We start from the raw sequence: 13,394 nt of genomic DNA on the forward strand, positions 1-13,394 counted from the left end.
TGTAGCGCAGCCGATGGGCGCGATGCCCGCTCACGGGCGGAATGCGGGCGTGGCGGTATAACCGTGGCAGATCTTCACCCGGAACCGGACATGGCCGACTTCCCCGACCGCAGCCATTGGCAGGCACTGGCCGGCCAGCTGACCCTGCCATCGCAGGCCTTCATCGATGGCCGCTACGTGGACGCGGCCAGCGGCGCCCGCTTCGACTGCATCAGTCCCATCGATGGGCGCGTGCTGGGCCAGGTGGCCGACTGCGATGCACACGACGTGGACCGTGCGGTACTGGCCGCGCGCCGCGCGTTCGATGCGGGCCACTGGTCGCAGGCCAGTCCCTCCCATCGCAAGCGCGTGCTGCAGGCGCTTGCCGCGCTGGTGGAACACCATGCCGACGAACTGGCCCTGCTGGAAACCCTGGACATGGGCAAGCCGGTGCGCGATGCGCGGCGCATCGACCTGCCTGGCGTGGTGCGCTGCCTGGCCTGGACCGCGGAGGCGGTGGACAAGCTGTACGGCGGGATAGCGCCCACCGGGCCGCACGAGCTGGGCCTGGTCAGTCGCGAGCCTGCCGGTGTGGTGGGCGCCATCGTGCCGTGGAATTTTCCGCTGCTGATGGCCTGCTGGAAGATCGCGCCGGCACTGGCGATGGGCAATTCGGTGGTGCTGAAGCCGTCCGAGCGCTCACCGTTGAGCGCGCTGCGGCTGGCCGCGCTGGCCGCCGAAGCGGGGCTGCCGGACGGTGTGCTGAACGTGCTGCCGGGCCATGGCGAACGCGTGGGCGAACCGCTGGCCCTGCACATGCACGTGGACGTGCTGGCGTTCACCGGCTCCACCGCCACCGGCGCCCGGCTGCTGCAGTACGCCGGGCGTTCCAACCTGAAGCGGGTCTGGCTGGAGTGCGGGGGCAAGAGCCCGCACCTGGTGTTCGCCGATGCACCGGATCTGGATGCCGCAGCCAAGGGTGTGGCGCAGGGCATCTTCTTCAACCAGGGTGAGGTCTGCACGGCCGGATCGCGCCTGTTGGTGGAGCGCTCGATCCGTGACGATTTCGTGCACCAGGTGCTGGCGTACGCGCGGCACATGCAACCGCGGCACCCGCTCGACTCTGACGCGCCGATGGGCGCGCTGGTGGATGCGGCGCACGTGGACAAGGTGCTGGCCGATATCGCCCGCGCCGAGGCCGACGGCGCGCGCCTGCTGTTGGGCGGGCAACGCGCGCCGGTCGAGGCGGGCGGATGCTACGTGCAGCCCACCGTGTTCGACCAGGTGCGGCCGGAACAGGCGCTGGCCCGCGAAGAAGTGTTCGGACCGGTGCTGGCGGTGCTGGGTTTCGACAGTGAAGCCGAGGCCGTTCGCCTGGCCAATGACAGCCGTTATGGACTGGCCGCGGGACTGTGGACGCGCGATCTGGGCCGCGCCCACCGCGTGGCCCGCCAGCTGCGCGCGGGCAGCGTGTGGGTGAACGGCTGGGATGGCGGTGACATGACCGCGCCGTTTGGCGGCTACAAGCAATCGGGAAATGGCCGCGACAAATCGCTGCACGCCTTCGACAAGTACAGCGAGATCAAGGCCACCTGGATCCAGTTGTAGCGTCGAGCTTGCTCGACTGCTCTTCGCTTTCTGTAGAGTCGAGCTTGCTCGACTGCTCTTCGCGAACGGCAGTCGAGCAAGCTCGACTCTACAACGGCAAAGCAGTCGAGCAAGCTCGACTCTACAACGGCAAAGCAGTCGAGCAAGCTCGACTCTACAACGGCAAAGCAGTCGAGCAAGCTCGACTCTACGACGGCACGGCAGTCGAGCAGGCTCGACGCTACCGGCAACGTGCGCTGACCACGGCCACGGCGTCACGCAGTGCCTGCCGGTCCACGTCCTTCACCGCGCCCTGGAAATAGGCCATGTCCTGCTTCCCCAGTTCGCACGGATCGATCATGTAGCCCGGCGGCCACAAGCCCAGCAGTTGCGCGACGCCCTGCACGATCTGCTCGGGTGACATCTGTGGGCGCATGTGGAAGTAGTTCCGGCGCGGGGCGAATGCCGCGTGCACTTCGCGGCGACCCAGCAGCCTGGGCGCTACGCCCGCCGCAGTGATGCCATCACCTCCCTCGATGCTGCCGGCTGGCAGGCCCAGCGACAGCGGTGCCATTGTCGGCGCCCCATCAGTCTCCCTGTCGACAGGGCGCGGCGCTGCGGAGGGCAAACGCTGCGGCCTGGCTGGCCGCGCCGTGGATGCGGCAGCAGGTTCAGCGCGCAGCGGCACGGGCGGTGGCAATGCCGGCGCCGCTGGCAGCCAGCGCAGGCTGATGCGTGCTTCATCGGCAGGTGGCGGGTCGATGCGGCCGCTGCGCCACAGCCAGGCACCGAGCAGCGCATGCAGCAGCACCACCAGCAGGCAGGCCACGCCGCGCGGCAGCAGTGGCGAATCGGACCAGCGCAACACCACAACAGGGGCCATCGGCAGCGCATCCATGCAGTAACCGGTGGCGCAGCGTAACGCCCGGTCAGAAAAATTCCGTTGTCTTGGTGTCGGCTGAAACCATCGTCCCGTCAGGCCGTCCGCGCGTGGCAGAATCGGTCGATCCACCTTCCACGCCTCGCCGATGTCCACGCTCTCCACTGCTGCAGCCCCCGTGAATTCGCCCCGCCGTGTGCTGCTGGCCAGCCTGATCGGCACCACCATCGAATTCTTCGATTTCTACATCTATGCCACCGCGGCAGTGCTGGTGTTCCCGCACCTGTTCTTCCCGGAAAGCAGCGACCAGGCGGCCCTGCTGCAGTCGCTGGCGACCTTCGCGGTGGCCTTCATCGCGCGGCCGGTGGGCTCGGCGGTGTTCGGCCACTTCGGCGACCGCATCGGTCGCAAGGCCACGCTGGTGGCGGCGCTGCTGACCATGGGGCTGTCCACTGTCGCAATCGGCCTGCTGCCGACCCATGCGCAGATCGGGCTGTGGGCGCCGGCACTGCTGGCCCTGTGCCGTTTCGGCCAGGGTCTGGGGCTGGGCGGCGAATGGGGCGGGGCGGTGCTGCTGGCCACCGAGAACGCACCGCCGGGCAAGCGCGCCTGGTACGGCATGTTCCCGCAGCTGGGCGCGCCGCTGGGGTTCCTGTTGTCGGCCGGCATCTTCCTGCTGCTCGGGCGCTGGCTCAGCCAGCAGGATTTCCTGCAGTGGGGCTGGCGCATTCCGTTCGTGGCCAGCGCGCTGCTGGTCACCCTGGGGCTGTGGGTGCGGTTGAACATCCACGAGACGCCGGATTTCCAGAAGGCGCTGGATCGCAAGGCGCCGGTGCGCCTGCCGATGTGGACCGTGCTGCGCCACCATGCCGTGCCCATGCTGCTGGGCACGCTGGGCGCCTTCGCCACCTTCGTGCTGTTCTACCTGATGACGGTGTTCAGCCTGGGCCACGGCACCGCGGTGCTGGGCTACAGCCGCGAGCAGTTCCTGCTGATGCAGATGGTGGCCATGCTGTTCTTCGCCATTGGCATCCCGTTGTCGGCGCGCTATGGCGACCGCTGGGGCACGCGCCGCACGATGATCATCGCCAGCGTGCTGATCCTGGGCTTCGGTGTGTTGTTCGCGCCGCTGTTCCAGGCGCACAGCCCGTGGCTGGTGCTCACCTTCCTGTGCCTGGGGCTGTTCCTGATGGGCCTGACCTACGGTCCCTGCGGTACCTTCCTGGCCGAGATCTACCCGGTGGAGGTGCGCTACACCGGCGCCTCGCTGTCGTTCAACCTGGCCGGCATCCTGGGCGCGGCGCCGGCACCGTACCTGGCCACCTGGCTGGCCGAACGTTTCGGCCTGGTCGCAGTGGGCTACTACCTGTGCCTGACCGCGGTGGCCACCCTGTGCGCGCTGGTGGCGCTGCACCGGCGCGGTCGTTGACGGCCGTCAGCCGAAGATGCGCTTGAGCGTGCGGCCCAGCCAACCGCCGCTCTGGTGCTCGCGGGCGAACTGGTTCAAGTGCGCCTTCACCTGCTCGGCATAGGCCTGGTCGTCGCCACGGATGTGGTTGAACAACCAGCGCGAGAGCATGGTGCGCAGCTCGTCGCTGACATCCTCGCCAGCCTGGAAACGCAACCGGTACTCGGCAACGCGCTTGATGAAGATTTCATGCACGCGCTTGTGCGCCGCGCAGAACGGATAACCCGCTTCCTCCATCAACTCCTCTTCGAACGCGAAGTGGGACATGGTGTAGTCCACCACCTCGTCGATCACCTCGGCTACCGCCACGCGCTGCAGGCTGGACTGCGCCACGTGCAGGTGGTTGAGCATTTCCACGATGCGACGATGCTGCTGGTCGATCACATCGATGCCCGTGTTCAGATCGTCCTGCCAGAGCAGTAGTGCCATCCGTGCGCCCCCTTCATGCTGATGTCGGGAGCGACTGTAGGCGCGCGCCCAGCAGGCGGCGTTGATCTGGATCAAAGCAAGCCTGTCAGGATAAAGCAGGCTCACGCGCGCGCTGCGGCGGTGCCACCGTGGTGCTGCTGACCCGGTTGCGGCCGCCGGCCTTGGCCAGGTACAGCTGGCGGTCGGCTTCGGAAATCAGCCGGTGCAGCGAATCGCGCTGCGGCTGCAGGCAGCACAGGCCAATACTGACGGTCATGCGCAGGGTGGCGGTACCGATATCCACTTCCAGCGCGGCGATGCGCTGGCGCAGTTCCTCGAAGTACTGCAGCGCTTCGTCCTGTTCCATGTCCGGCACCAGCAGGCAGAACTCTTCGCCACCAAAGCGTGCGATCAGGTCCTGACTGCGCGCATGGTCGCCCACCGCGCGGGCGACGGCGCGCAGGGCATCGTCGCCGGCTTCGTGGCCGTAGGTATCGTTGATGTGCTTGAAGTGGTCGATGTCGATCATCGCCACCGCCACGCTCTGGCCATGCAATTGCAGCTGCGGCAGCTGGCGCTGGCTCTGTTCCAGGAAACAGCGGCGGTTGGGCAGGCCGGTGAGGAAATCGCGGGTGGCCAGATCCTGCAGGGTGCCGATCAGTTCCAGCTGGTCCACGTTCTGCGAGACGCGGCAGAAGAATTCTTCGCGCGAGAATGGCTTGCGCAGGAAATCGTTGGCGCCGTTCTTCAGGAAGCGCGGAATCAACGAGGCGTCGGTGTTGCCGGAAATGCCGATCACCGCCACCTTGTCGCGCGAGCGCAGGGTGCGCAGGCGGCGGGTGAATTCCACGCCCTGCATGCCCGGCATTTCCTGGTCCACCACCGCCAGGCGGATGGCCGGATGGGCCTCGATGGCGGCCAGGCCCTCGTTGCCATCGGCTGCTTCGTACACTTCATGGCCGTACATGCGCAGCAGCGCGGCCGCATAACCCCGTGCGGATGGCGAATCGTCCACCACCAGCGCGGCGATGCGCCGGTTGCGCTCCAGGCGCTGTACCAGCCAGACCAGATAATCGATGCTGCCCGGCGTGTTCTTCAGCACATAGTCGATGATCTGCTGCTGCAGCACGCGCTTGCGCAGGTCTTCGTCATACACGCCGCTGACCACCACGGTGGGCAGATCGCGTTTCAGGAAGAACTCGACCACCGCATCGCGGTCACCATCGGCCAGCACCAGTCCGGTCAGCACCAGGAACCAGCCGTCTTCCTCGCTCAGCAGGCGGCCGGCTTCGGCCAGGGTGGACGCCACCACCACAGGCAGCTCCAGGCGCTGTTCGATCGCCTCGCGCAGCATGCCGGTGAACGCACGTGAATTTTCCACCAGCAGGATCCGCTGCGGCAGGGGATCGGCCAGGTCGCCATCGACAACGACCTGCGGCAGGACGGGCATGGTGCGGTGGCTCACGTGGGAGGGCTTGGCCGGGGTAGCGGCCGTTGCAGGCGAAACTTTAGCCTGGGACGGCCAGGGGCAGGTCGGGGCGGCACATGGCTGCGCTGGCCCGGGACCGGTATGCTCGGTGCCGCTACCCGACCGTCCTGGCCGGGGGCCCTCGGAGTTTCTGGGCACCGCCGGTGCCCGCGCCGATGCACACCGGTTGTGCCAGGCGAACGCGGCAGTGCCTGGCCGCCCATCAACATTCAATCCACAAGGGGGTTGCCCGTGCGTTTTTCCCGTATGCGTATCGCAATTGCAGCGGCTGCGCTGCTGTCCATGCCGATGATTGCTGCAGCCGCCTGCTGCCCCAGCGACGGCAACGGTATCCAGCTGGCCAAGAGTGGTCTGGGCGAAGCGCTGCCCGCCGCACTGAACCTGAGCCAGGATCCGGCCTGGCAGGTCTATGGGTTCCAGCGCGATGGCATCACCTATTTCCAGGTGAATGACCTGACCGGTCAGGTGAAGCTGATCGTCGGCACGCTCGACAACGTGTTCTGGACCCTGCCGGCCGGCAAGTCGCCGGCGAAGACCTCGCTGCCCTCGCAGCGCCTGGTGATTCCGGCCAACGCATCGCGCCAGGTGGTGTACCGTCGCGCCGAGTTCTCGCTGGTGGTCTACGGCAAGGGCGCCGATGCGATCTGGTCGGTGGAACTGCCGGGCGAAGGCCAGTAAGCAGCGTGGATGACCGGCCCTGCTGCATGCGGGGCCGGTCGTTGCAGCGCTCAGCCCAGGCCGTGCGGCGCCAGCCGCGCCTGCAGCGGAGCGTCCTGTTCCACCTGCGCCGGTGAATCCAGCAGCAGCATGCGGATGCGGTTGCCACGGCAGTCCACGCGACCGCCGTAGGCGATGGCCCGCGCGCTCAAGCGGCGCCGCGCCAGCGCCATGGTTTCCTCCGACAGCGTGCGATGGCGGTCCAGCAGGCCCACCGTCACCACGATGCCGCGCTGCGCGCCGCGTCGGCCGCAGCGTGCGCGCACCTGGATCTGCCCACGCTCGCCGTTCAGCAGCAGCGACACGGCCTCGGCCAGGGTGCGGTAGGTCGCCAGCTGCAGGCCCAGGTTCAACTGGCAGGGGTCGCCCTGCAGCTGGTGACGGCCCAGCCGATCTGTAGCGTCCCAGGCCTGGTGGATGCCGCTGGCCTGCAGGGCCAGGTACAGCCCCAGCTGCTCCAGCTCGGCGGGGTAGACCATGCTGGTCAGCTCGCGGAACTGTCGTGAATGGCTTGTCGCGGTGCCCAGCAGCTGCCGCGCGGGCTCGTGGTGGCCATGCAGCTTCAGCAGTTCGGCGGTCTCGCCCAGCGACGTTTCGATGTCATCGGCAATCCGGCGCAGCGCCAACGCACGCTGGCGCAGGTCCATTTCGTTGGCGATGTGCGCGTTGCGGGAAAAGTCGGCGGCCTGGCGGCCGGCCTGGTCGTGGTGCGCGTACTGGTGGTAGTGCTGGCTGATGCGCGAGCCCAGTGCCAGCAGCGCGGTACCGGCCACCGCCACGATCTGCACGGTCATGAAGGTGCGCTCGTCGAACGAGCCGGGCAGGCCACTGCTGGGCGTGCCCACGCTGATCAGCATGTTCAGCAGCGGCACGGCCACCGCTGCGCCACGCCAGCCGTGCATGCAGGTCAGGGCCACCGCAGGCAGGGCCATCAGCAGCTGCAGGCTGGTCTTGGCCGGGTCGGAACTGGCGCCGGCCCAGATCGCCGCGCCACCCAGCAGCAGCAGGGCCGCCAGCGACGCCAGCGTCGGCCACTGCCGCCAGCTGGACCAGTCATGGCCCGCACTGCGCTGCGACCACAGCAGGGCCAGCGGTACCACGGTGATGATGGCGATGTAGTCGCCCAGCACGTAGCGCACGGCGGTGCCCAGCACCGGATCGGACGGCGGGGTGGGCCACAGCAGATGGGCCAGGCCCAGCTTCAGTACCGCGGTGGCCAGCGCGGCCCACGCGGCGATGGACAGTACCCAGCCTTCACCGGCCGTGGCCAGGCGACGACGGTGCAGGCCCACCACCAGGGCGACCGCCGGTATCAGGCAGGCCGATGCCAGCACCACCCACGGCAGGCCATAGCGGTCGACCATGGGGTAGCGCATCTGCGCGAAGTAGGCGTATTCGCCCAGGATCAGATAGCCCCACAGCCGGGGCGGGCACAGCAGCAGCGCGGCCACGCGGATGCCGGCCGGCAGGTAGAACTGGTCCAGCGAAATCTGCCGGGTGGCCCAGCAGGCAAGCGCATACAGCGCCGCCAGAGCAAGCCCCGCCGGCCGGATACGCACATCCAGGCGAATTCCATTCGTCCACCAGTTCAATCGCAAGCCTCCCTTGCTGCTGCGCGTAAGCGCCACCCAGGCATCGCACCTGGCCCCAGTCCGCGACAGTATCGGCTGACGCGGACGCTTGCAATTGCCTGCAACCGGCGTGCCGGGGCGGCCGGTGGCCACTGCGGGCCGCCGGTGCTGACCGGGTTCACACTTTCACATCAGGCGGTTACCACAGGGCATCGCGCAGCTTGTACCAGGACATGGCCGCCACCAGCAGCGGGGTCCGAAGCAGGCGCCCGCCGGGGAAGGGGGCGTGGTGCAGGCGCTGGTACACGTCCAGGCGTTCGCTTTGGCCGGCGATCGCCGCGGCGATCACCTCGCCGGCCAGCCCAGCCGCGGCCACGCCGTGGCCGGAAAAGCCCTGCGCGAAGTACAGGTTCGGGTCCAGCCGGCCCCAGTGCGGGGCGCGGTTGCGGGTGATGTCCACCAAGCCGCCCCAGACCTGTTCCAGGCCTACATCGGCCAGCTGTGGGAAGACCTGGTGCATGCGCCGCTGCATCACCCGGCGCAGGCCCGGCGGCGGCAGCGCCGAATAGCTGGCGCGGCCGCCGAACAGCAGGCGGTGGTCGTGGCTGAGGCGGAAGTAGTCCAGCGCCCAGGCGGTGTCTGCCACCGCCATGTTGTTGGCGATCAATGCGCGCGCGCGTTCGGCGCCCAGCGGTGCGCTGGCGCCCACGTAGGTGCCGACCGGCATGATGCGGCGCTCCAGGTCGGGCAGCAGGCCCTGCAGCAGCGCGTTTCCCGCCACCACCAGATGGCGGGCGTGCACGCTGCCGGCGGCCGTGTGCAGGGCCGGCGCCGAACCGCGCTGCAACCGCACCACCGGTGAGCGTTCGTGGATGACCACCCCGGCCGCACGCGCCGCGTCGGCCAGGCCGCGTGCATAGGCCAGCGGGTGCAGGTGGGCGCTGAGCGGGTCGAACATGGCCGCGCGGTAGCGCGGGCTGTCCAGCTGGGCGGTAAGGGTAGGGCGGTCCCACCATTGCATGGGGTAGTCGTAGTGGCGCTGCAGGTGTTCGCAATGCCCCCGCAGCTCGCGCTCGTGGCGGGCGCGGATGGCCACGCTGGCGTGGCCTTCCACCCAGTGGCAATCGATGGCATGGCGATCGATGCGCCGGCGCATCGCCTGCACGGCCTCGCGCGACCAGTCGAACAGCAGGCGGGCGTCGGCGCGGCCAACCTCGCGCTCCAGCGTGTCCACTTCGCAGCCGTAGCCCACCAGCGCCTGGCCGCCGTTGCGGCCCGACGCTCCCCAGCCGATCCGCTGCGCTTCCAGCACCACCACCCGGTAGCCGCGCGCGGCCAGTTCCAGCGCGGCGGTCAGGCCGGTGTAGCCGGCGCCCAGCACCGCCACGTCGGCCTGCACCTGACCCTGCAGGGGCGGCAGTGGCGACGGCTCGGGCAGGCTGGCCGCGTACCAGCTGGGCGGGAAGGCCGCGCTCACAGCGGCCCTCGCAGGCGTGCGGTGGGCGGTTCGGACGGGGCAGGGGAGGCGCTGTTCACCCGCGTAGTTTCGCCCAGCGGCGTGCCCGTGGACGTGATGGCGACGGCTTGCCGCCCTGGCCACGGCGCAGGTACCGTGCAGGCACGCCAAGGAGTCCTGCATGCGCCGCCTGCCCGCGGTGGGCCTGCCCACCGACAGCACCGTCATGGGCCACCATCGTTTCGCGGTGGCCGGCGAAAAATACGTCCGCGCGCTGGTGGACGCCGCCGAGGTGACGCCGTGGCTGCTGCCCAGCCTGCAACCGCCGTTGCCTGCCGCAGACTGGCTGCAGGATCTGGACGGGCTGCTGCTGACCGGCGCGGTCAGCAACATCGAGCCGCAGCATTACGAAGGCGGGCGCACCTGGCCGGGAAACCCGCATGACCCGGCGCGCGATGCCAACGCGTTCGCGCTGCTGCAGGCCGCCCTTGCGCTGGACCTGCCGGTGCTGGCGGTCTGCCGTGGCTTCCAGGAACTGAATGTCAGCCTGGGCGGCAGCCTGCACCCGCAGGTACATGCCGTGCCGGGCCTAGCCGACCATCGTGAAGATCCGCAGGCCGCGGTCGAGGTGCAGTACGGGCCGGCGCACAGCGTGCAACTGGTCGCCGGCGGCTGGCTTTCACAGTGGTACGGCGGCGACACGGCGCAGGTCAATTCGGTGCACGGGCAGGGCATTGCGCGGCTGGCACCGGCGCTGCAGGTCGAGGCCACCGCCAGCGATGGTCTGGTAGAAGCCGCACGCAGTGGCCACCACCGCTTCGTGCTGGGCGTACAGTGGCACCCGGAGTGGCGTGTCACGCAGACGCCGTTCTATCACGCTATTTTCCGTGCTTTCGGCCAAGCTTGCCGTCAGTACCAACAGAAACGACTGGATGCCCGATGAGTTCCCGACCGCGCCCGCGCAAGACGGCCACGCCCCCCGAGCCGCAGGAAAGCAGCCTGCTGCGCTGGCTGAAGGAACGGCGCATCACCGAAGTGGAATGCCTGGTGCCGGACATCACCGGCAACGCGCGCGGCAAGATCATTCCCGCCGACAAGTTCTCGCACGACTACGGCACGCGCCTGCCCGAGGGCATCTTCGCCACCACCGTCACCGGCGAATTTCCCGATGACTACTACGACCTGACCTCGCCTTCGGACTCGGACATGATGCTGCGCCCGGACCCGGACACGGTGCGCATGGTGCCGTGGGCGGCCGATGCCACCGCGCAGGTCATCCATGACTGTTACACCAAGAGCGGCGAGCCGCACGAGCTGGCCCCGCGCAACGTACTGCGCCGCGTGCTGGCCGCCTATGCCGAATTGGGCCTGCGCCCGGTGGTGGCACCGGAACTGGAATTCTTCCTGGTGCAGAAGAACACCGACCCGGATTTCCCGCTGCTGCCGCCGGCCGGCCGCTCCGGGCGCCCGGAAACGGCGCGGCAGTCGTACTCGATCGATGCGGTGAACGAATTCGATCCCATCCTCGACCTGATGTACGACTACGCCGATGCAATGAAGCTGGACGTGGATACCTTGATCCACGAATCCGGCGCAGCGCAGCTGGAGGTCAACTTCACCCATGCCGATGCGATGGACCTGGCCGACCAGGTGTTCCTGTTCAAGCGCACCATGCGCGAGGCGGCCATGCGCCACGGCGTGTACGCCACCTTCCTGGCCAAGCCGATGGAGAACGAGCCGGGCAGTGCCATGCACATCCACCAGAGCCTGGTGCGGGTGAGCGACGGCAGCAACGTGTTCGCCGGCGAAACCCACGCCGAAGGGGAGTTCAGCCCGGTATTCGGCCACTACCTTGGCGGCCTGCAGAAATACGTACCGCAGGCGATGGCCTTCTTCGCCCCCAACGTCAATTCCTACCGTCGCCTGGTGTTCGGCGAAGTCTCGCCCAGCAACGTGCACTGGGGCTACGACAACCGCACCTGCGGCCTGCGCGTGCCGCTGGACACGCCGGAGAACATGCGGGTGGAAAGCCGCTTCGCCGGCTCCGATGCCAACCCCTACCTGGCGATGGCCGCGACCCTGGCTTGTGGCCTGCTCGGTATCCGCGAGCGGCTGGCCCCGGACGCGCCGGTGACCGGCAGCGCCAAGGAGCTGGGCTACAACCTGCCGCGCTCGCTGGGCGAAGCGCTGGATGGGCTGGAACAGTGCAGCGAGCTGCAGGCCCTGCTGGGCGAGCGCTTCTGCCGCGCCTACATCTCGGTCAAGCGCAAGGAATACGAGACCTTTTTCCGGGTGATCAGCTCCTGGGAGCGTGAGTTCCTGCTGTTGAACGTGTGAAGACCCGCAATTGATGAATGAGCCGCCGGGGGGTAGGCTGGCACCCGTCGCCGGCCCGGCCGGCCCCCCACCCGCATTCTGGAGCACCCGATGAAGCTGCGTATCCTCACGCTCGGCCTGGCCTCCGCCTTGCTCGCCGCCTGTGGCGGCGGTGGCAACGGTGGCGCGCAGGACAGCAAGGTCCTGAACGTCTACAACTACAGCGACTACATCGCCGAAGACACCATCCCGAACTTCGAGAAGGAGAGCGGGACCAAGGTCACCTACGATGTGTTCGACAGCGACGAGATGGTCGAAACCAAGCTGCTGGCCGGCAACAGCGGCTACGACGTGGTGGTGCCCACGCTGAACTTCTTCGGCCGCCAGATCCAGGCCGGCGTGTTCCTGCCGCTGGACAAGAGCAAGATCCCGAACCTGGCCAACCTGGACCCGTCGGTGATGCAGCGCATCGCCACCCAGGACCCGGACAACAAGTACGGCGTGCCGTACATGATCGGCACCACCGGCATCGGCTACAACGTGGACATGCTGAAGGAGCGCTTCGGCGGCAGCGCCGACATCGCCAACAGCTGGGACCTCATCTTCAAGCCGGGAAACATCGCGAAGATGAAGGACTGCGGCGTGACCATCCTGGACACGCCGGCCGACATGATCCCGATCGCCCTGCATTACCTGGGCCTGGACCCGCACAGCGGCGACCCGGCCGAACTGCAGAAGGCCGCCGACCTGCTGAAGTCGATCCGCCCGTACGTGCAGAATTTCCACTCCTCGCAGTACGTCGGCTCGCTGGCCAACGGCGGCACCTGCCTGGTGGTGGGCTGGTCGGGTGACATCATCCAGGCCCGCGACCGCGCCGAAGAAGCCAGCAACGGCGTGCACGTGGCCTATTCGATCCCCAAGGAAGGCGCCCCGCAGTGGTTCGACATGCTGGCCATCCCCAAGGACGCCAAGCACCCGGAAGCCGCCTACGCCTTCATCAACTACCTGCTGGAACCGAAGGTCGCCGCAGCCAACACCAACTTCATCCACTACGCCAACCCGGTGACCGCCGCCACCCCGCTGGTGGACGAAGCGATCCGCACCGACCCGACCATCTACCCCCCGGCCGACGTCGCCGCGAAGATGTTCACCTACTCGATCAACACCCCGGAAACCGACAAGCTCTACACCCGCCTGTGGACCGAAGTGAAGACCGGCAAGTAAATACCGACCGTTGGTCGGCACGCTTTCCAGGAGGGCCGACCAACGGTCGGCCCCCACCAGAAAAGAAAAAGGGAGGCCAAGGGCCTCCCTTTTTTTGCTCTTGATTCTGCTCTGCCGTTGACCTCCTGTCCGCCGGCGGGAACTGGAGGGCAGGGAGGCCGGGTGGGGCGGCAGGACCGCAGGCGCCATGGGCCGGGCGCATGCGCCCGGCGGGTTGGGCAGGACGCCCAACCCCGGTCTTGCCGCGTGCGCAGGACAGCGCACGCGAGCAAGGCGCCTACGAGCCCCATGGATGGGTT

At 68.2% G+C, this 13,394-nt stretch carries 11 protein-coding genes; 6 read left to right on the top strand and 5 right to left on the bottom strand.

The window, feature by feature from the left end:
- Positions 1 to 90 precede the first annotated feature (90 nt).
- Positions 91 to 1,587 (top strand): aldehyde dehydrogenase, encoded by a 1,497-nt coding sequence (locus tag C1931_RS06900; RefSeq protein ID WP_108755820.1) that lies wholly within the window; start codon positions 91 to 93, stop codon positions 1,585 to 1,587.
- Between the two features lie 220 nt (positions 1,588 to 1,807).
- Here the strand turns inward: C1931_RS06900 and C1931_RS06905 are convergent, their stop codons facing one another.
- On the bottom strand, positions 1,808 to 2,464 hold the full coding sequence (locus C1931_RS06905) for a hypothetical protein (RefSeq protein ID WP_108755821.1): 657 nt from the start codon (positions 2,462 to 2,464) through the stop codon (positions 1,808 to 1,810).
- Between the two features lie 130 nt (positions 2,465 to 2,594).
- Here C1931_RS06905 and C1931_RS06910 point away from each other — a divergent pair, with 130 nt between their 5' ends.
- Positions 2,595 to 3,875 carry an MFS transporter gene (locus tag C1931_RS06910; protein WP_108755822.1) on the top strand — a complete coding sequence of 427 codons (1,281 nt, stop codon included), beginning with the start codon at positions 2,595 to 2,597 and terminating at the stop codon, positions 3,873 to 3,875.
- 6 nt (positions 3,876 to 3,881) lie between these two features.
- Here C1931_RS06910 and C1931_RS06915 read toward each other — a convergent pair whose 3' ends face one another.
- Positions 3,882 to 4,343 carry a bacteriohemerythrin gene (locus tag C1931_RS06915; protein WP_108755823.1) on the bottom strand — a complete coding sequence of 154 codons (462 nt, stop codon included), beginning with the start codon at positions 4,341 to 4,343 and terminating at the stop codon, positions 3,882 to 3,884.
- 85 nt (positions 4,344 to 4,428) lie between these two features.
- The gene (locus C1931_RS06920; protein WP_108757684.1) at positions 4,429 to 5,772 is read right to left on the bottom strand and encodes a diguanylate cyclase; all 1,344 of its coding nucleotides are present in this window, start codon (positions 5,770 to 5,772) and stop codon (positions 4,429 to 4,431) included.
- 285 nt (positions 5,773 to 6,057) lie between these two features.
- On the opposite strand from C1931_RS06920, the gene C1931_RS06925 reads away from it, so the two are divergent.
- Complete coding sequence (locus C1931_RS06925; RefSeq protein ID WP_108755824.1) at positions 6,058 to 6,489, top strand: hypothetical protein; 432 nt, start codon at positions 6,058 to 6,060, stop codon at positions 6,487 to 6,489.
- 50 nt (positions 6,490 to 6,539) lie between these two features.
- Here C1931_RS06925 and C1931_RS06930 read toward each other — a convergent pair whose 3' ends face one another.
- A complete protein-coding gene (locus tag C1931_RS06930; protein ID WP_234412880.1) occupies positions 6,540 to 8,120 on the bottom strand; it encodes an MASE1 domain-containing protein in 1,581 nt (526 codons plus the stop codon).
- A gap of 178 nt (positions 8,121 to 8,298) precedes the next feature.
- The gene (locus C1931_RS06935) at positions 8,299 to 9,537 is read right to left on the bottom strand and encodes an FAD-binding oxidoreductase (RefSeq protein WP_234412906.1); all 1,239 of its coding nucleotides are present in this window, start codon (positions 9,535 to 9,537) and stop codon (positions 8,299 to 8,301) included.
- 199 nt (positions 9,538 to 9,736) lie between these two features.
- On the opposite strand from C1931_RS06935, the gene C1931_RS06940 reads away from it, so the two are divergent.
- From C1931_RS06940 to C1931_RS06950, 3 genes are all read left to right on the top strand, one after another.
- Complete coding sequence (locus tag C1931_RS06940) at positions 9,737 to 10,498, top strand: gamma-glutamyl-gamma-aminobutyrate hydrolase family protein (RefSeq protein ID WP_108755827.1); 762 nt, start codon at positions 9,737 to 9,739, stop codon at positions 10,496 to 10,498.
- Positions 10,495 to 11,892 carry a glutamine synthetase family protein gene (locus tag C1931_RS06945; RefSeq protein WP_108752656.1) on the top strand — a complete coding sequence of 466 codons (1,398 nt, stop codon included), beginning with the start codon at positions 10,495 to 10,497 and terminating at the stop codon, positions 11,890 to 11,892. The genes C1931_RS06940 and C1931_RS06945 overlap by 4 nt, the downstream gene beginning before the upstream one ends.
- 90 nt (positions 11,893 to 11,982) lie before the next feature.
- Positions 11,983 to 13,095 carry a polyamine ABC transporter substrate-binding protein gene (locus C1931_RS06950; RefSeq protein ID WP_108755828.1) on the top strand — a complete coding sequence of 371 codons (1,113 nt, stop codon included), beginning with the start codon at positions 11,983 to 11,985 and terminating at the stop codon, positions 13,093 to 13,095.
- Positions 13,096 to 13,394 lie beyond the last annotated feature (299 nt).

The organism is Stenotrophomonas sp. YAU14A_MKIMI4_1 (genome assembly GCF_003086855.1).
In the GTDB taxonomy this organism is placed as follows: domain Bacteria; phylum Pseudomonadota; class Gammaproteobacteria; order Xanthomonadales; family Xanthomonadaceae; genus Stenotrophomonas.